This window comes from Pseudoalteromonas sp. P1-25 (genome assembly GCF_001401805.1).
GTDB lineage: Bacteria > Pseudomonadota > Gammaproteobacteria > Enterobacterales > Alteromonadaceae > Pseudoalteromonas.
In genome coordinates this window covers 1-19,743 of sequence record NZ_LKDW01000034.1, presented here as the reverse complement: position 1 = coordinate 19,743, position 19,743 = coordinate 1, and the positions used below count along the sequence as shown (strand labels likewise).

The following is a 19,743-nucleotide window of genomic DNA, read 5'->3' as shown; positions in this document are numbered from 1 at the left end:
TTGCAGACGTGTTTTTGTTTACAGTGAGGGTTATGCACACTAATAAGGATAGTCATCATGCTTCACACCCCTTTGGCAAAATATTTACCTCATGTTAGTAGACTCGTTTTTGGCTGTATGGGCCTAGGCGGCGGTTGGAATAAAGACGCCATAACCAAAGAGCATTTAAAACAAACTCACGAGTGTATTGATGCAGCCATAGCTGGCGGTATTAATTTTTTTGATCACGCCGATATTTATACCTTTGGCAAAGCTGAGCAGGTATTTGGCCAAGCACTTAGTGAACGACCAGAGCTGCGCGAGCATATGTATATTCAATCTAAATGCGGTATACGCTTTGAAGATGATGAAGGCCCTAAGCGTTACGATTTTTCGGCCAAGTGGATTGAAGAATCAGTTGAAGGCTCACTTAAGCGTTTAAACACCGATTACCTCGATGTGCTTATGCTTCATCGCCCTGATCCGCTAATGGAAGTGGAAGAAATTGCACAAGTGTTTAGCTGCCTACAAGAAAGCGGCAAAGTACGTAATTTTGCCGTATCGAACATGCAGCAGCATCAAATGAACTTTTTACAACATGCCCTAGATATGCCTATTGTGGCTAACCAAATAGAAGCAAGTTTACAAAAACACCAATTTGTTGATGAAGGCGTGTATGCCGGTAATGCAGATGGAAAAGATCTTAACTTTACACCGGGCAGCGTAGAGTATTGTCGACACTTTGATATTCAAATACAAAGCTGGGGAAGTTTATGCCAAGGTCTATACACCGGTGGGGATTTATCGAATGCATCGCAAGCCGATATAAATACCAGCATACTCGTAAATAAGCTTGCTGCACTTTACGATACAACGCCAGAGGCAATTGTTTTAGCTTGGTTATTACGCCACCCTGCAATGATACAACCTATTATTGGCACAACGAACGTTGAGCGTATTGCTGCTTCATGCGATGCGCTAAACGTGCAGTTAAGTCGCGAACATTGGTATGCATTGTATGTAAGCGCCAAAGGCCATGAGTTACCATAAATAAGGTTTAGAAATGAATATATTTGTTATTTTAATTTGCTTGTTTGTCGCTCTTGCAGTACTGATACCTTTGCTTGAAAAGTACCAAGGTAAAATGGGGTTGGATGGCGCAACTAAATACAGCAAATATATTTGGCCACTAGTGATGGTTTCTTTGGTCGTACAGCTTATTTATGTACTGATGTATTAATGGTTTATAGCGTATACAAAAAAGCCTTTGCAGGGTAAACCAGCAAAGGCTTTTTATTATCTATAACTTATACGTTACTTAAGTGCTAGCTGTAGTTCGCGATTGCGTTCAAGCTGTGCAATAAAGTTTTCTGCAATAGGCTTAAACTTAGCAAGTTCAGAGCGTGGTAACGGCTCAGACTTAGGTAACTTAACGGTTTTAGGGTTACGGTGTACACCATTGACTAAAAATTCGTAGTGTAGGTGCGCGCCGGTTACACGGCCGGTAGCACCCACGGTACCAATTTTGTCACCTTGTTTAACCTTTTGCCCTGTTTTAACAAGCTTTTTGTTAAGGTGTAAGTACTTAGTTACATACTGCGTGCCGTGGCTTATAAATACGTAGTTACCATTGTACTTACTGTAGCCTGCTTTAATTACTTTACCGTTACCCGAGGCTACAACCGGTGTACCTGTACGTGCTGCGTAATCAATACCACGGTGTGCTCTTACTTGCCCAGTTACTGGGTGTAAGCGACGTGGGTTAAAGCTCGAGCTAATATACTTAAAGTTTACCGGCGCACGTAAAAATGCTTTTTTCATGCTGCGGCCTTCAGGCGTATAAAAGTTTCCATCGGTATGGCGAATAGCCGCGTAACGCTGGCCTTGGTTTATGAATTCTGCAGCAATGATTTTACCAGTGCCAATAAACTCGCCATCAACATAATGCGACTCGTAAATTAGCCCAAACTGATCGCCCTTACGAATATCGTTGGCAAAATCCACATCCCAACCAAATATATCAGCAAAGTTCATTATTTGGCGCTCGCTTAAGCCTGCAGCAATTGCTGAGGTCCAAAAGCTACTAGAAATTTCGCCACCGGCTGTTTTGCTCAGTGTTTCTATTTCTTTGCTATCTATTGAGGTGTCGTAATTACCTTCGTCATTTAAGGTAACAAACAAAGTATCTGTTTTTGAAATAACATAACGAAGCTGCGCTAAATCGCCGTTTTCTGCTGTTGCAAAACTCAGTATTTCACCTGGGTGAATTTTAGTCAGCTTACGTGTTTCAGCATTGGTGTTAATTAGCTTATGAAGGGTTTGCGCTGAAAAACCAGCACGCTTGAAGATAATTGCTAAATTATCGCCGTTTTTAACTTGGTGATCGACTAAGTCGTATTCTGGCAGCTTTTCTGCTGCTTCTGGCGAATTTAATTCAGTTAATTTTTCGTTGTCTTCAACTTTAACTTGTAACTCGTAACGCTTACCAATTTCTAGTGCATTTGCACTATTGTCTTTGGATGCAGTCGCTTTTTCTGAAGGAAGAAAGGCTAAGCCAACAATAGCAGAAACCAAACCTAGAATAAGCAATTTGTGTTTTTTGGGAAGCGTGTTAACCACGTGAACCATAACGTGCCTTTTCTGCTGTCGTGAAAATAAAATGGATATTAATGCAGGATATACGTAATAAGGTACGAATACTAGTAAATATAGCTAAAAGCCCCGCAATTGTTAGTAAATTAGCAATTTATGATTGTTTAAGTTTATCGATTTAAACTGATTCTAAAGTACGTTAAAATTAGTGCTTAAACACCATTTCTAATTGCCTAGCACAGTAAGACTAAGTTTATTAAGTTTAGTTGCATTATTCGCATAAAAAATTGTTTTAATTAGGTAGAAATTTGTTATGTTAGCAACATAAGTGCTTTTGGTTTAAATCTGTTTTAAACCCTTATGTAGCAAGTCATCTAGTTGCCCCTTCGTTGGCAGAATTTTGGAGTAATACACAGTGGATTTACAAACCGCTCTAGCAGAGATAAAACGCGGTGCAGAAGAGATATTAATTGAAGACGAATTAGTTGAAAAACTAAAGTCGGGCAAAAAGTTAAAAATTAAAGCGGGTTTCGATCCTACCGCGCCAGATTTACATTTAGGTCACACTGTACTAATTAATAAAATGAAAACCTTTCAAGATTTAGGTCATGAGGTTATTTTCTTAATTGGTGACTTTACTGGCATGATTGGCGATCCGACAGGCAAAAATGTAACACGTAAACCACTGACTCGTGAAGATGTACTTGCCAATGCTGAGACTTATAAAGAGCAAGTGTTTAAGATTTTAGATCCTGCAAAAACAACGGTTGCCTTTAACTCTCAGTGGATGGAAAACCTAGGCGCTGCGGGTATGATTAAACTTGCTGCCAATCAAACTGTAGCGCGCATGCTAGAGCGTGATGATTTTAAAAAGCGTTATGGCAGCGGTCAACCCATTGCTATTCATGAATTTTTATACCCACTTGTACAAGGTTGGGATTCGGTTGCACTTGAGTCAGACGTAGAGCTTGGTGGTACTGATCAGCGTTTTAACCTTTTAATGGGGCGCGAGCTTCAAAAAGTAGAAGGTCAAAAGCCGCAAACAGTATTAATGATGCCGTTGCTTGAAGGCACAGACGGCGTTCAAAAAATGTCTAAGTCGCTAGGTAATTACATTGGTATTACGGATGCGCCAAACGATATGTTTGGTAAAGTAATGTCGATTAGTGACGTACTTATGTGGCGTTATTACGATTTACTAAGCAGCTTATCAATCGAAGAAATTGCAGCGCAAAAACAACGCGTAGAGCAGGGCACTAACCCGCGTGATATTAAGATTGAATTGGCGAAAGAATTAATTGCCCGTTTCCACAGTGAAGAAGCAGCACAAGCTGCACACGATGACTTTATCAAACGTTTTCAGAAAAAAGCGCTACCTGATGAAATCCCTGAGCTGACAATTACAATTGCAGATGAGGGTATTTTAATTGCTAACTTACTTAAAGAAGCTAATTTAGTAGCCAGTACATCTGAAGCAATGCGTATGATTAAGCAGGGCGCAGTAAAACTTAACGGTGAAGATAAAATCACTGATACTAAGCTTGAGGTAGCAAAAGGCACAACCGCTATTTACCAAGTAGGTAAACGTAAGTTTGCGAATATTACTGTTGCGTAAGCGCAGTTAAAACAAAAAAACCAGCTTAGGCTGGTTTTTTTGTGCGCGTTAAAAAACTAAATAAGCTTTACAATTTCAATGCTGATAATGACTAACAGCCAAAATACACGTGCTTGATTTAACCTATTAATTATTACGGGCACATCATCGGGAGATGGCAGTCTATCAGTACCAATTCGCATTTTATTAAAGCGCTTACCAAAATAAACTGCAGGGCCGCCTAGCTGTACGCCCATAGAGGCGGAGCACACACTTAAAATCCACCCTGTATTTGTTTGATAAAAATGTCTGCCATAGTGCTTTATGTAATGCATACTTTGTTTACTGGCTTTGCTTGCGGCAATGGTTAGTGCAAGTATGCGTACGGGGATAAATTCGATTACAAACAAAAGTATTTTAAGCGGTTTTAAAAAATGGCTGTTAGGTGATATATCGGCGCGCCACGCGTGTTGTATTAAAGTGAGGAGCCGATACGCTAAAGCGCTAATTGGCCCAAGCAATAAAAATATAAATATAACGGTAAAGTAATTGCGAGCTGTGCGTAAAATTAAGCTTTCAATTAAGGCTTTCATGATACCTGGCGCTGAGAGCTTATTAACCTCTCGGGCAAGCAGCGGCTTTACAAGTTCTCGCGCGGTAGATTTTTGGTTTTGTTTTACGAGCTTGGCAACACGCAGGGCTTTTTTCTCAATCGCTTTGCTTTCAAGGCACAAATATAAAATAAGACCTGCGAGCAGTTCAGGGTAAAAGGCAAATTCAAGCAGTAATACAATAATAATAAGAATAACGCTTAAAACTAATGTACTGGCAAGAGTGGCGGCTAAATAAAGGTAGTTTTTAGGCTCATGTGGTTTATAAACCCGTTTTCCTATCGCACTAAAAACAGCGGTTAATACTGTATTAGGGTGATACCAGCTTTTTAACGGGAAAAAGCGCTCAGCAAGGAGCGCTACAAAAAAGGCAATAAAGTCCAAATGGTTTTGAACAATATTGCTTAGCATTTACAGTGTAACTTTTGTTAGTTTTTCTAATAGTGCAACAACCATTTTTGATGAGTTGATTGATGCTGTTTCTAGGTATTCTTCAAACGACTGCGGTGACTCTTTTCCAGCAATGTCAGACATAGAACGAATAACAACAAATGGGGTATTAAGCGCAAAACATGTTTGTGCAATAGATGCACCTTCCATTTCTACAGCTAGCATTGTTGGAAAGTCGCTACGAGCTTTATCAATACGCACAGGGTCACACATAAATGAATCACCGGTACAAATTAAGCCTACTAAGGTTTTTACTTCGCTGATTTGGGCAATGGTCTGCTCGGCAGCTTCAACAAGTTTTGGGTGTGCGGCAAAGCCTGCAGGCATTTGTGGAACTTGGCCAATTTCGTAGCCAAAAGCAGTTACATCTACATCGTGATGACGTACTTCTGAAGAAATAACAACATCGCCAACACTTAGTGAGGGATCAAAGCCACCGGCAGAGCCTGTGTTAATAACACAATCAGGATTAAAGTTATCAATTAATAACGTGGTTGCAATAGTTGATGCGACTTTACCAATACCCGATTGCACAAGCGTTACTGTGTTACCAGCCAATTCGCCTGTGTAAAAAGTAAACCCTGCTTTAGTTAGCACTTGTGGGTTTTGCATTGCTTCACGTAAAATTTTAACTTCTGGCTCCATTGCGCCAATAATACCGACATTCATAGTGTTTGATTCCTGAGTTTGAATACGTAGATTATACGTGAAGTTAGCAATAAAAAACAAAAAAGCGAGCTGTTTTACGGCTCGCTTTAAATACTTTTAGGAGAGTATTTAATTCTATTTTAAATTTCGGCTAAGGCAGTGGTTTGCGCTTTAGCCTGAGAAGGTGACAATACCGCAGGTTTGCTGACGCGATTACGAGTTGGGCGAGCCGATTGCACGGCAGGTTTGCCTATTTTAAACATAATTGCATCGCGCACCTCAGAAGGCCGGTAGCCTGATTTTACTTTCATACGAATATGTGGAATGCCTGCTGACTCTAGAGCACCGTTTACAAACCAGTCGCGCTGAGCTTTGTGGCCATCTTTGTTGGCATTATTAACTAAATCGACTGCAGCCACTATCGTCATTTTTTCTTTATCGACCAGCACAAAATCGAGTTGTTTATTTTTAGCTTTAGCTAAGGCTGCACGTTTTGATTTAGCAGATAGCCCTTGCTTACAGTCGATGACATCGATAAGTTTGACGCGGCTTACAATTTTATATTGATCGCCTACCGCACGCTCTAAAAGATTTAAAAATGCCCCCTCAACCTGTGTAAACACGGTTTGTTTGCGGGTAAAAGGATACGGGTTTCCGCCATCATCATTAAATTTTGACGCAACCACGGAGGCCCCAACCACTAATACTAAAATTGATAATAAAGCGAATTCCATACGGTAACTCCATAACAACAAATTGACACTGCTCAAACAAAGCAATTTACGTGCCTAAAAATTTGGTGTTATGCGTTAATTACCGTATGTATTTAGTATTAATACAGCGCTGATATTAGGCTTTGTAGCCGCCTTCAATACCTTTGACGGCAATAGCAACCGCATCATGCGCATGAAGTGATTCATAGTGATTAATTTGCAGCCAGTAATCACTATAATTATTATGCTCAAGTACCGCTTTAATTTTCCGAGCAGCGTCTTCACAAAACATTAAATTTTGACCGTTAAGGCGGGCAAACTCTTGCTCATCTTCGCGTTTTACTGCCGCTTGTACAGGTGTTTTTAGCTCAGCTTCTAATGTATCAATTAAATTGACTACATCAAATTCACTAATCGTGTTATTTAGCTTTACTTTAACGTTGGCAATCGAACGCTGTGAGTGAGGCGTTGCCACAATACCCTGCGTTGTGCCTAGCCATGCTAAAACGTCTTTTTGATTCAATGTTTCTTGGTTAAATTTTTCGCTAAACGCATTTTGAATGAGTTGGCGAGCAAGTGCTGCAGAGCACGGGCAAGTAGATGAATAAGTTACATCAACGCTTAGCTCAAAATTAATTACGCTATTTTCAATGGTACTGGTTAGGGTAATTGGGTAGCTTTTCCAACCTGCTTTACCACTTAATAACGACTTACGACGCAGTGGTAACTCAAATTTAAATTCTATTTGGGCTTTGTCACTTAACCCTTTATGGCTGGTAATAAAAGTATCGAGTGCTTGAGCTAAAGTGTGTGGGTTAACTTGTTGCTCTGTTGAGAGTAAATCAAGCGCCAAAAATAGACGCGACATATGAATGCCTTTAGCGTCTTCTTTATGCAAATTAACAAAGGCACGCGCTTTTGCATTAACGGTAACGGGTGCTAAATCTTTCGATTCAAAAATAAATGGCAGTTCTATTTCGCCCATACCAACCCAGTCTAACTTACCTGTTTGTAAGGCGGGAGCCGTATCAGCTATATCGGGCATATTGGTTTGCATGTGCGCTACTCGTTATTGGTCATAATAAAGCGCAGCATTTTACACTAAATAATTTATTGCTGAAATGATGAGTTTAACGAGTAGGCAAAAGTAAACATGAAAATTTTCTGTTTTTGTCGCACAACATGAATATAGCTAATAGAAAAATGCTAAAATCTGCTGCAAAATGCGTTTGACTATTAATAGGCACTTTTTATTTATGCCTAGTAACGAGATACACTGACCTATGACCGATTCTTCTTTGAGCCCTTGGGCTCGAGTACTTTCTAGTTTAATAACTCGCTTTGGTGAGTTAAAAACCGCGGCAATGTGCTACGCGCTTTTATTAGGCGTGTCGCTTATATTGTCGAGTATGTTTTATTATGTGGCACTCGGTGAGGTTAATTTAGTTGATATTTTAGCAGTGGTATTTTTTACTGCGGTTGTATCTCCTTTTATGATCAGTATTTTACTCAACTCGATTAGACAATTAGATGCCTCATATGCTTATTTAGACAGCGCCACCAAACAAGAAAAACTATTAAACCAAACATTAAAAGATAATATTAACCGCCTTAATATTGAAATAGATGAGCGAAAAATGGCGTTTCATGCCAAGCATCGCGCTATTGAAGAGCTACGCCGTGAAATCGCGGAGCGTAAAAAAACTCAACAAGAACTTGCTCAACAAGGCATGCTTCTTCGCTCTATTGTCGACTCCTCCCCTGATTTATTTTATTACCGAGATAACAATGGTGTGTTTGCCGGCTGTAATAAAATGTTTGAAGAGGTTATGGGCAAAACCAGCGCTGAATTAATTGGTAAAACCGTAGAGCAGATTTTTCCAAGCTACTTTTTAGCAGAAGTACTCAGAACGGATAAGAAAGTAGAACAAACGCATCAAGCGCTGACAATTGATGTTGAATACATGGTAAATGGTGAAAACCGTTGGTTTGAGCTGCGTAAATTACCCTTTATAAACGATCAAGGGGACTACATAGGTTTATTGGCGTTCGGGCGTGATATAACTAGCCGTAAAGAAGCAGCACAAGCGCTTGAAACAGCCTATAAAGATAAAGGTAAGTTTATAGCAACGCTTAGCCATGAGCTGCGCACACCATTAAATGGCATTGTAGGCTTAACCCGAATGCTACTTGATACAGAGCTTAATAAACAGCAGCGTAGTTGGTGTAATACAGTGTTTTCGAGCGCTGAAACGTTAGGTAATATTTTTAACGATATTATAGATTTAGACAAAATAGACCGCGAACAATTAGATATAGCAACCGATTCAATCAACGTTTCAGACTTTATAAACGATGTAGTGAACTTTGCTGGATTAATTGCTGAGCAAAAAGAGCTTGAGTTTTCAATTGAGCGAAATGGCATATTAGATGTTTATGCGTTACTAGACCCAACGCGTCTTCGCCAAGTAGTGTGGAACTTAATTAATAATGCCGTTAAATTTACCCAGCATGGCGAGGTAAAGCTCACATGTAGCCGAGAAGAGCGAAGCGATGGCCCTTGGCTTGAACTTAAAATATCAGACACAGGACAAGGAATCCCAGAGGATCAACTCTCGCGCATATTTGATATGTACTACAAAGCGCCCGACCTCAGCGGTAAAAATGCGATTGGCTCAGGCATTGGTTTAGCCGTTACCAAAGCGTTAGTGAGTGCAATGAAAGGAACTATTTCGGTAACCAGCACAGAAGGTGAAGGCAGTTGCTTTACAGTAAATATACCGCTTAGCTTATGTGTAGCGCCTACCGAGCAAAGCTATGAAGGTAGAAGTTTATACATATTACTTGTAGAGGATGTGCCATTAAATGCCGAAATTGCGACTAACTTGTTAGAGCAGCGCGGCCATGAGGTGATTTGGGCCGAAACCGGTGAAGATGCACTTTCGTTTGTAGAAACCGAAGACGAGCTTGATTTAGTACTACTTGATATGCAACTGCCCGATATAAATGGTGATGAAGTGGCAAGACAAATACGTGCCGATAGCCACTTTGATAAATTACCTATTGTTGCGCTGACCGCGAATGTACGTAGTGCCGAAGAAGACCTAGAAGGTATATCGGTGCAAGGGGCGCTTGCTAAACCAATTAATACAATAAAGCTTGATAAGATGCTCGCTGATTTGTTCGATATTCAACAAAGTGAATCAGACAAGCCACTGCTAACCGTGAGTAAAGAAGCGCTTGAGGGCATTAATGCAGGTGTGCTTGATGTTGAAACCATTGAAGACTTTGTAAACTCTATGGGGCTTGAAGTATTTAAGCGCAGTAGTGGTTTGTTTGAAAAACTAAACCCGCAATATCAGCAAGAGCTACAAAGCGCGTTAAACCAAAGTGATAGGGAAGAGTATAAATCGGTGGCGCATAAGCTTAAAGGTGCTGCGGGCTCGGTAGGATTAAACGATGTACAGTTACATGCTAAAAAGATGGAACACGGTGCGCTTGATGAATCAGATGAAGTATTAAAAGAGTGGTTAGATATACTGGCAGATAAAATAAATGAAGGACAAAGTGCCCTTCATTCTTTTTTACAATTATTAGAGTAAGCGGTTTACTCTAATTAAGCGTCGATTTTACCAATAAAGCGGTAACCTTCACCATGGATGGTGCTGATTAGCTCAGAAGTAGAATTATCACTTTCAAAGTGCTTACGAATACGACGAATCGTTACATCTACCGTACGGTCATTAGCGCGAAGCTCGCGGCCAGTCATATGTTTAATAAGTTGCTCACGGCTAAAAATACGCCCAGGAGAGTCAAGCATTAAACGAAGAGCGCGGTATTCACCTTTAGGTAAACGCTTAGCATCACCATTTGGTGATGTTAAACAACGGCTATTTTCGTCAAGCTCCCAACCGTTAAATGTAATTACACCGTTAGTTTCTAGCACTGACTCTTCGCCGCCTAGCGCAGTACGAGTAATTAAGTTGCGAGCGCGTATAGTCAATTCACGAGGGTTAAAAGGTTTAGTGATGTAATCATCAGCACCAATTTCTAAACCTAAAATACGGTCTACATCGTTATCACGGCCGGTTAAGAAGATTAAACCGACTTTGCGTTTTTGGCGTAATTCACGTGCTAAAATTAGCCCGTTTTTACCCGGTAGGTTGATGTCCATAACTACAAGATTGACGTCATCATTATTTGTAAGCTTGTCATGCATATCATCGCCATCAATGGCTTCAATAACTTTGTAACCTTCAGCTTCAAATAAACTCACGAGGTTTAGTCGAGTTACGTCTTCATCCTCTACGATTAGAATGACTGGCGTTTGCATTATTAATTAACCTTTTTGGAATATTTTATTTACAAAAAATCGAATTTTAACTAAATAATTCGATTACTAGAGATTATAGGATTATACCCAAATGTTAACAAGAAAAAACAAGTTGGATAAAAATAAAACAGTAGGGGTGTTCCAAACTAACCAAAAGGCATTGTGCAAAAACTACTGTTTAATGATATATAACGGATGCAGCTTTTTGAATTATGAAAACGAAGCCATTTCCTTTAATAATTGATACATCCACCAATCACTTAAAGGTACTAAAAATAATCGCGCAAATTCAAAACGGAATTATATCATTTTATAACCTTTCATCAATGTATGTGATACTGCAAAAGCAATAAAGTTCATAAATTGTATCGTCCAATTATTAGATCAAGTTAAATAATTAAACGTGAAATATCACATGCTCTCTCTATAAGGTCATTAAATAGTAATTCAAGTAAAAAGCGTAAATAAATACTCTTTTTTTAAACACTTTTTATGGAATTGTAATAACAAAGCGTACGCCGGGTTTTGCATCTAGGTCATACAGTATATGTCCGCCTAGCGCTTGGGTTACAAGGTTGTAGACCAAATGCATACCTAATCCACTGGCTCCTTGGCCGCGCTTAGAGGTTACAAATGGGTCAAATATCCTATTTTTGACATTTTTATCAACGCCTTGTCCGTTATCTGTATAAATGATCTTTATTTGTGGACCTGTAATTTCTATATCAAACTGGATTTCGTTATTTTCACTACCCACAAACCCATGAATAGCTGAGTTTAAAATAAGCTGTTGAAATATTTGTTGTAGAGGTTCTGATTTACTTTCAATTGTTAAGTCACTTGGGCAATTGATCACAACGTTAGGTTTGGAGGTTATTAACTCTGATTGAATCGACATTAACACGTCAGATATTAATTTATGGATATTTACATGGGTTTTAACCCCGTCATCTTGAATTACAGCTACCTTTTTAAAGTTAGAAATAAGGTCGGCTGCTCGATTTAAGTTTCGATAAATTAAATCGAGATTTTCAATACCTTCATCTATAAAACGTTTTAATTGGTTAGAAGTAAGGGATTTATTATCAAAGCTAAGCTGAACATCGGCAAGTTTGTCGCGCAATAAGGTTGAACCCGTGATACCTAAACCTATAGGGGTGTTAACCTCATGCGCCACCCCAGCTACCATTTGCCCTAACGAAGCCATTTTTTCGTTTTCTACTATTTGTTCTTGGTATTGATGCATTCGCTCAAGGGTTGAAAGTAATTCTTGGTTTGCCTCACGCAGGGCTATTGTCCTTTGATTTACCTTTTCTTCTAAGCTTTGGTTGAGCTGTTTTATTTCTAGTTTGTCTTTTTCATGTCGCTCTATTTGCTTACGCGTACGTGTAAGCATGATATTTAAGCTATTTGATAAGGCTGTTACCTCTTTTACTTTAGTCGCAGGAGCGCGTACATCGTAGTTATGATTTTTTGAAACGTCTTGTAGTAATCCACTCAAATGCTCAATAGGGTTTGCAATACTTTTTTGGGTGTTTATGGCAATAAAGTACACAAAAAATAATATAAATAGGGTGAGGAAAACATCTATGATTATTTTTTGTTTTATAAATTCATCTAGGCTTTCTAGGCTGCCACGCATATAAACATAGCCAACTACTTGCTCGTTATTAAGTACAGGTGTTATCAGCTCAATATAATTGTTGGTAACTCTAGGCTCTTTTAGCTCTTCAATGCTGTCTACGCGCAAGGGCACCGGCGGGGTTTTTTTAGCATTAAAACTAATAAAAAACACAGGCTTGCTCGATGTTTTTTCTATGGCGTAAATGTGGATGTTTTTTACAAGAGGGATTTTTTCAAATGACTTTAAGCGTTTTTCTTCTGTTTTTCTATCGTCATTTACTAGTGAATCCGATGCATCAAACGCAACAATATCAGAGAGGATCACAAGCTTGTTTATGATCAGTTCCTTTTGTTCTTTTACACCCATGTAGGTAGAAATCGAAACCGATAAAGTTAAACAAATAGCAGTGATAAGCATGATGGTGTTGATCAGCGCTTTTCTAATACTTTTTTGGTGTACTTTTTTTGGCATTATTGCTGCATCGCCTAAGCAAGGATATTTACATTTAGAACTTTAGTTTAGCAAAAACCGAAGAAAGTGAAGGGAAATCGTAAAATTAATTCTGATATTTATTCGAAAGTTAGGCTAAGTGTTAATTACACTTAGCCTAATAAGTGTAATTAGTTAACTACTGTAAACGGCAAATTTATTATTTTTGTACACAGTATGGAAGCTACCAAATTGCGCTTCTAAGATAGGTGGGTATTTTAAAAAGCTATTAGCCACTATGGATAGCTTACCAGCTTTGGTTAAATGCTGTTTAGCATTTGATAAAAATGCTTCAGCAATTGTGTAGTCAGTCGCGATGCCAGTGTGAAACGGTGGGTTACTTACTATTAAATCAAACTTGCCGCTAATATTTTTTAAGCCATCACTTAAAATAGTGCTGCCTTTAATATTATTAAGTTTTAATGTTTGCTCAGTTGCATAAGTTGCAAGTGCGCTTACATCGCTGCAGGTAAAAGTAAGTGCTGGATTTTTAATACCTAAAAAAGTAGCAATCAAGCCTGCACCACAACCAAAATCCAGTACATTACCTTGTTTAGTGGTAGGGGCATTTTCTAATAACATTTTTGTACCAGCATCTAAAGCGCCGTGGTTAAAAACCCCTGGAACACTGATCGCATCAAACTCTACACCAGCTACATTTACGGTAAACGTTTTATGGTAGCGGCTGATGTCAAACGCAGTGGTTGTCTCTAGTTGCTCAAACGAGAATAAAATGCAATGCTTGGCAGAGTCGATTTTATTACTATAACCTGCTTTGCCCGCGAGCTGTTTTTCTATCGATTTAACGCCACTTTTATTTTCGCCCACAACAAGTAGCTGTGCTTTTTCGTTAATAACGGCGCGAATATTATCAAGGGCCATTAATACTTCAGGCTTTGATTTTGGGTAATAAAGAATGACTAAATCATAATCGTTGGCATCTATTTCATGATGAACACACACGTTTACGCCATCTACTCTTTTAGCAAATTCCCCATTAGCATGGTTATAACTAAATGCGGTGATGTTACTTTGAGGATTTAGCTGTTTTAGCTCTGCTAAAAAGCCATCTTGAACAAAGTTGACCACCAAGATAGATTTTCCCACTAGTTCCTCGCTATTACGAAGTAACAGTAAACTTGGGTTGGTTAATACGCTCATAAATGGCTTTGCCTTACAAATTATTGATTAGTAAAAGGTGTGGATTACTTTGTGCGCTCAAACATTAGGTCCCACACGCCATGGCCTAAACGGTGGCCGCGCTGTTCAAACTTAGTTAGTGGGCGCGAATCCGGGCGCGGTACGTAGTCGTTGGTAGATGACTGATTTTTATAGCCAGGCGCTGCTTGCATAACTTCTAGCATGTGCTCAGCGTAGTTTTCCCAGTCAGTAGCCATATGAAAAACACCACCAATTTTTAATTTGCTACGTAGTTTTTCAGCAAATTCTGTTTGCACTATACGGCGTTTATGATGACGCTTTTTATGCCATGGATCTGGGAAGAATAATTGCAGCGTTGTTAAGCTTTCATCTGCAATGCAGTCCGCGAGTACTTCTACTGCATCGTGTTCAAATACACGTAAATTAGTAACTCCGGCTTCATCAGCGTCCATTAAACATGCGCCAACGCCTGGGCGATGTACTTCAATACCAATAAAGTTTAGGTGTGGTGCATTTTTTGCCATTTCAACTAATGACTTGCCCATACCAAAACCAATTTCTAATACTACATCATTGTTATTGCCAAATACTTGGGCTAAGTCGAGTAGGCCGTTTTTATGCTCAAGCCCCATAGTTGGCCAGCACTTTTCAATTGCGGCAGCTTGGCCTTTAGTTAAGCGGCCTTCGCGTTTTACAAAACTGCGAATTGTGCGGATATACTTACCTTCTTGCTTAGCTTGCTCAAGGTTGTTGTTACTTGATTCACTCATATTATTGGCCTGACAAAAACAATGTGTTTAAAAATGGTTGCGTATTATCCCTGACCACGCAGCTAATCACAAGTATTAGCGTGTTATAGCGCCTTCATCGCTTGATCTTTTTATTAACTGCAATAGACTGAGCCGCTATTGAGCATGAGTAAAAGTAGTATATGTTGGATTTAAATAAACAGCAGTCAGACAAGTTTGCTAACCGAGTGGTTGATTGGTATCACCTTCATGGGCGTAAAACACTGCCTTGGCAATTAGCTAAAACACCTTATAAAGTGTGGGTGTCGGAAGTAATGTTACAGCAAACGCAAGTTGTTACGGTTATTCCATATTTTGAAAAGTTTATGGCAAGCTTCCCAGATATTGTTGCTTTGGCAAATGCAGACGAAGATTTAGTGCTGCATCATTGGACTGGCTTAGGTTACTACGCACGGGCACGTAACTTACATAAAACGGCCAAAATAGTGCGAGATAAATACCAAGGTAAATTTCCAACTACACTAGAAGAAGTCATGGATTTACCCGGAATAGGGCGCTCTACGGCCGGTGCCGTATTATCGCTGTCGCTTGGACAGCACCACCCTATTTTAGATGGCAATGTTAAGCGAGTGCTTGCCCGATATTTTATGATTGAAGGGTGGTATGGGGTAAAAAAAGTAGAAAACCAACTTTGGCATTTATCTACTCAGTTAACCCCTAAAAACAATGTGACTGAGTTTAACCAAGCCATGATGGACTTGGGCGCCAGCCTTTGCTCGCGCAGTCGCTTTGACTGCCAAGCATGTCCAATAAATAACGATTGCGGTGCGTTTAACGCAGGAAAAGTTAAAGAGTTCCCTCATTCTAAGCCTAAAAAAGTGGTTCCTAAAAAAAGTTGTCATCAGCTGATTATTCAACATGACGAGAAGGTTTTAATGGAAAAACGCCCAAATAGCGGTATTTGGGGCGGTTTATTTGGTTTTTTTGAGTTTAATGAATACAGCGAAATGGTGTTATTTTTAAATCAGCAAGGTTTAAAAACCGAGCTGGAAGAGTGGGTGCCTTTTACTCATGTGTTTTCGCATTTTGAGCTAACAATAAACCCGTATGTTCTTAATATTGATAGCGTACCGGATGTAGTAAATGATAAACAGCTCGTATGGTACCCACTCGATCAATCAATAGAGGTGGGTTTAGCCGCACCAACTAAAAAGTTGGTTAAACAAATGAGCTCAATAGGTTAAACTATTTACATTTAGCGCTTAAGAGAGTCAATTATGGCACGTACAGTATTTTGTCAAAAGTTACAAAAAGAAGCCGAAGGGCTTGGATTTCAGTTATACCCAGGTGAACTAGGCGAGAAAATTTTTAATAATATCTCTAAAGAAGCATGGGGCCAGTGGCAGCACAAGCAAACGATGCTAATTAACGAAAAGCATTTAAATATGATGGACCCAGAGCACCGTACGTTTTTAGAAGAGCAAATGGTTGGTTTTTTGTTTGAAGACAAAGACGTAGAAATTGAAGGTTATCGACCGCCAGAAAAATAAAAGTACAGATATAAAAAAGGGCTAATTAGCCCTTTTTTTATAGCTATATTCTATAGCGTTTCCTCATCAGTGCTTGCCGAGCGTACTTGTTCTTTTAAAAACTGTGCAGCTTTAGAGTATTCAATCTCAAGGGTGTCTCTTTGTGCGATTAGCTCATCAGTATCAAGCTCTGCATTTTTACACTTTTCTTCAAACTCTTGTGCACATTGTGCTACGGCCTCAGCACCAATTGTTTTAGAAATAGACTTAAGTTGATGACAGGCATCACTGATTTCATCTCTGTCATTAACCATAACACCCGAATTAATGCTTTTAATTAAGCTTTGGCTTTGCTCCAAAAACATTTTGAAAAAGCGTATTTGCTTGGCTTCGTCGCCATTTACATAAGTGGATACCGCATCCATATTAATGGGCATAGCAGGTTTTTGATGAATGACAACAGTTTGGTCTTTGTTATGTTTGTCATACCAACGCTTTAAGGTATCTTCTAGGGCATTAAGCTCTATAGGCTTAGTAATAAAATCATTAATACCAACAGCAAGGCAACGTTCTTTTTCACCTTTAAGCGCATTGGCGGTAACGGCAATAATATAAGGCTGTGAGTCTATAGACTCTAATAACTCTGCTTCATCACGAATTTTTTCAACCATGTCGTATCCCGACATTTTTGGCATGTGTAAGTCGGTTAATATGAGCGAGTAATTGTTTTGACGCCACATATCTAAGCCTTCTTCACCATTGTTAGCTACTTCCACGCCATAGCCTAATATGTGCAGTTGATCAGTTAACACTTGCTGGTTTAGTAGGTTGTCTTCTACTAGTAAAATGAGTTTATTTGCATCGCGTGCTTGTTCAACATTTAAATAATTGTTGAGTGTTTTTGTTTTTTTAACTTGCTTAGGCTGATGCAAACCAGCTGCCACCAATATCGACATCATAAAGTTAGATTTACAAAGCGGGGAAGCATTTATATAAAATACATTTTTATGGTTTATAGCAGCTTCATCAAGCTTACTTAACACCACAACTTGCTGGTTGTTATCTTCAAGCGAGTATATAAGACGACGTAGTAAAGAGTTAACCCTTTCCATATCGTCTATGCCATCAACAACCCATATAATATCGCGGTGCTCTTGTTGTGCTTCTATTTCTTGTTGATCGTGCACGTAAGTAATTTTAGCGCCCATAAACGATAAATAGCGGTACATCGCTTTTTCACGTTCTAAATGGTTACTTACAACCACCACATGTTTACCATTGAGTGCATTTTTATGTGCGTATTTAATTTTTCCAGAGGTACCAAATGGCAGCTCAACGGTAAACTCGCTACCAATACCCGCATGGCTCGTTACATTAATAGTACCAAGCATAAGCTCTGTTAAACTTTTACAAATCGAAAGCCCTAAACCTGTCCCACCGTAATCGCGGGTAATTGAGTTTTCTGCTTGTACAAACGGATTAAATATTTCTCGCAGCTGCGCCTGGGTCATGCCCTTGCCGTTATCGGTTACACAAAAACGTAGCGTAAAATGATCCGCTGTATTATGAGCGACCTCTACCGATATTTTTACATGACCTTGGCGTTTGTCATCGGTGCTGGTGAACTTAATTGCATTACTGCATAGGTTGTACAGCACTTGGCGAACTCGGATTGTATCGCCAGTCAGATTAGTAGGAATATCTGGTGCAATAGAAAGCTCTAAATCTAATTGACGTTTTTTAGCAACAGATGAAAGTACCCGAGCTACCTCTTCAATTGTATCGGTAACAGAAAAAGGCGTAGGGTCAATATTTAGCTTACCCGCTTCAATTTTTGAAAAGTCTAAAATGTCATCCAAAATACTTAGTAATGAAAACGCTGACTCACGGATAATGGTACTTAAGCGATGCTGCGCACCATCAAGCTCTGTTTGTCTTAATAAATCAATAGTGCCAATTACGCCGTTCATAGGCGTGCGGATTTCATGGCTCATAGTGGCTAAAAAGGTGGTTTTGGTTTCGCTGGCGCGCTGTGCCTTTAATGTAGCTTGCTCTAATGCAATCGTTCTTTGCTGTACTTCACTCTCAAGGCCAGTTTGTAATTTTTGAAGCTCCTTTTGCGCAGCCTCTTTTTCAGACATTACTGAGTTAACTTTACCAAGCAGTAAATTAATGTTTTTAGCAACGCCAGATAAGCCTAAGTCTAGTTTTTCACTTATTTTACTTTCGTAATTGCCATTTTCAGTAATTGCTTGCAGTTCTTCATTTAATAAATGGCTGCTTTTACGCAAGCGGGTATTTATATAGGTATTAAATAGTAAGGCTAATGCAAATAAGGCAAACACGCTCACAATTGCAATAATATAGGCTATTACTTGCGAGTCTTGCTGCGTTAAAGGCACCGCTGGTAACTGCTGTTTTATTATTAGTTCACCAATGGGTTGGTCGTTTAATAGTAATATATGGTGTAATACACCTTGCTCAGCTAAATGCTCATTTACTTTTTTTGACTCGATAGCGGGTTTAGTGCTGCTATATACAAGTTGGGTTTCTGAGGTGGCATTAAAGCGATAAAGCGTATATTCAAACTCATCATCTAATATTGAGGTAAGTTCAAGTAGCTGACGAACCTTACCTTGCCCATACATAGTAAGTGCATCTACCATTGGTAAATCAAGTTGCTGTGCAAGTTGCGTAATACTTACTTTTTGTTTGGCTGCTGGTGCAGGTTGTGTGTTTTGCGAATAAAACGCGAAGGCAACAATAGCAAGCGCTGTTACTGCAATATTAATTATTAAAAAAAGCGGCAGTAAGCCTTTCACAGGCGAAGAGAATTTACTCTGCATTGATTGTTCCCATTGGTATTTGTTATTACGATAAGCCCTTACCGCATTTCCAAAGTAATCGTATCATTTACGTAAAATAATTCACTACGTTTTTAGTCTGGTTTAATTGATTAAATTAAGGTTTTTCGTAAATTTTTGCTGGATAAATAAACATTAGTATATAAAAACTTGCATTGTTGTGTGAAAACCGTTCAAACAGTTATAAAGAGTAAAAAAAAAGTTGACTTGTAAGGGCAAAACTCGTTTAATACGCCGCACGCCCAAATGGCTCAGCCGATAACGCTGAGTGGGAATTGCATTAAAAATACTTTGTTATTTTTAATCAGCACTGTATAAGTGCCTCGATAGCTCAGTTGGTAGAGCAGAGGATTGAAAATCCTCGTGTCCCTGGTTCGATTCCGGGTCGAGGCACCATTTACTTTAAG

16 protein-coding genes and 1 tRNA gene are annotated in these 19,743 nt (G+C 39.2%); 7 read left to right on the top strand and 10 right to left on the bottom strand.

What is annotated here, in order from left to right:
* Positions 1-57: 57 nt before the first annotated feature.
* Together AN393_RS16690 and AN393_RS20480 are read left to right on the top strand one after the other, a co-directional pair.
* Positions 58-1,029, top strand: a complete 972-nt coding sequence (locus AN393_RS16690) for an aldo/keto reductase family oxidoreductase (RefSeq protein WP_055016546.1) — start codon at positions 58-60, stop codon at positions 1,027-1,029.
* Positions 1,030-1,042: 13 nt separating this feature from the next.
* Positions 1,043-1,219: a hypothetical protein gene (locus tag AN393_RS20480; RefSeq protein WP_162838354.1), complete on the top strand. Its 177-nt coding sequence runs from the start codon at positions 1,043-1,045 to the stop codon at positions 1,217-1,219.
* A gap of 74 nt (positions 1,220-1,293) precedes the next feature.
* Here AN393_RS20480 and AN393_RS16685 read toward each other — a convergent pair whose 3' ends face one another.
* The gene (locus AN393_RS16685) at positions 1,294-2,607 is read right to left on the bottom strand and encodes a peptidoglycan DD-metalloendopeptidase family protein (protein WP_055016545.1); all 1,314 of its coding nucleotides are present in this window, start codon (positions 2,605-2,607) and stop codon (positions 1,294-1,296) included.
* A 379-nt stretch (positions 2,608-2,986) separates the two neighbouring features.
* On the opposite strand from AN393_RS16685, the gene tyrS reads away from it, so the two are divergent.
* Entirely contained in the window at positions 2,987-4,186 is a 1,200-nt protein-coding gene (gene tyrS / locus AN393_RS16680; protein WP_055016544.1) for a tyrosine--tRNA ligase, read from the top strand.
* Positions 4,187-4,242: 56 nt separating this feature from the next.
* Here the strand turns inward: tyrS and AN393_RS16675 are convergent, their stop codons facing one another.
* The 4 genes from AN393_RS16675 to folE2 form a co-directional block, all read right to left on the bottom strand.
* A complete protein-coding gene (locus AN393_RS16675; protein ID WP_055016543.1) occupies positions 4,243-5,187 on the bottom strand; it encodes a regulatory signaling modulator protein AmpE in 945 nt (314 codons plus the stop codon).
* The gene (gene mtnN, locus AN393_RS16670; protein WP_004587526.1) at positions 5,188-5,895 is read right to left on the bottom strand and encodes a 5'-methylthioadenosine/S-adenosylhomocysteine nucleosidase; all 708 of its coding nucleotides are present in this window, start codon (positions 5,893-5,895) and stop codon (positions 5,188-5,190) included.
* 119 nt (positions 5,896-6,014) lie between these two features.
* On the bottom strand, positions 6,015-6,608 hold the full coding sequence (locus tag AN393_RS16665) for a DUF2726 domain-containing protein (RefSeq protein ID WP_055016541.1): 594 nt from the start codon (positions 6,606-6,608) through the stop codon (positions 6,015-6,017).
* A gap of 115 nt (positions 6,609-6,723) precedes the next feature.
* Positions 6,724-7,644, bottom strand: a complete 921-nt coding sequence (gene folE2, locus AN393_RS16660) for a GTP cyclohydrolase FolE2 (RefSeq protein WP_055016540.1) — start codon at positions 7,642-7,644, stop codon at positions 6,724-6,726.
* A gap of 226 nt (positions 7,645-7,870) precedes the next feature.
* Between folE2 and arcB the strand changes: the two genes are divergently transcribed.
* On the top strand, positions 7,871-10,189 hold the full coding sequence (gene arcB / locus AN393_RS16655) for an aerobic respiration two-component sensor histidine kinase ArcB (protein WP_055018681.1): 2,319 nt from the start codon (positions 7,871-7,873) through the stop codon (positions 10,187-10,189).
* A 14-nt stretch (positions 10,190-10,203) separates the two neighbouring features.
* On the opposite strand, the gene arcA is transcribed toward arcB, so the two are convergent.
* The 4 genes from arcA to trmB form a co-directional block, all read right to left on the bottom strand.
* On the bottom strand, positions 10,204-10,920 hold the full coding sequence (gene arcA / locus AN393_RS16650; RefSeq protein ID WP_004587530.1) for a two-component system response regulator ArcA: 717 nt from the start codon (positions 10,918-10,920) through the stop codon (positions 10,204-10,206).
* Between the two features lie 490 nt (positions 10,921-11,410).
* Complete coding sequence (locus AN393_RS16645) at positions 11,411-13,015, bottom strand: HAMP domain-containing sensor histidine kinase (RefSeq protein ID WP_055016538.1); 1,605 nt, start codon at positions 13,013-13,015, stop codon at positions 11,411-11,413.
* Between the two features lie 153 nt (positions 13,016-13,168).
* Entirely contained in the window at positions 13,169-14,194 is a 1,026-nt protein-coding gene (locus AN393_RS16640) for a methyltransferase (RefSeq protein WP_055018680.1), read from the bottom strand.
* Positions 14,195-14,238: 44 nt separating this feature from the next.
* A complete protein-coding gene (trmB, locus tag AN393_RS16635) occupies positions 14,239-14,964 on the bottom strand; it encodes a tRNA (guanosine(46)-N7)-methyltransferase TrmB (protein WP_055016536.1) in 726 nt (241 codons plus the stop codon).
* 161 nt (positions 14,965-15,125) lie between these two features.
* Between trmB and mutY the strand changes: the two genes are divergently transcribed.
* The gene (gene mutY / locus AN393_RS16630; protein ID WP_055018679.1) at positions 15,126-16,187 is read left to right on the top strand and encodes an A/G-specific adenine glycosylase; all 1,062 of its coding nucleotides are present in this window, start codon (positions 15,126-15,128) and stop codon (positions 16,185-16,187) included.
* 33 nt (positions 16,188-16,220) lie between these two features.
* Positions 16,221-16,493: an oxidative damage protection protein gene (locus AN393_RS16625; protein WP_004587535.1), complete on the top strand. Its 273-nt coding sequence runs from the start codon at positions 16,221-16,223 to the stop codon at positions 16,491-16,493.
* A gap of 50 nt (positions 16,494-16,543) precedes the next feature.
* On the opposite strand, the gene AN393_RS16620 is transcribed toward AN393_RS16625, so the two are convergent.
* On the bottom strand, positions 16,544-19,318 hold the full coding sequence (locus AN393_RS16620) for a hybrid sensor histidine kinase/response regulator (RefSeq protein ID WP_055018678.1): 2,775 nt from the start codon (positions 19,316-19,318) through the stop codon (positions 16,544-16,546).
* Positions 19,319-19,656: 338 nt separating this feature from the next.
* Here AN393_RS16620 and AN393_RS16615 point away from each other — a divergent pair.
* Positions 19,657-19,732 (top strand) — tRNA-Phe (locus AN393_RS16615).
* Positions 19,733-19,743 lie beyond the last annotated feature (11 nt).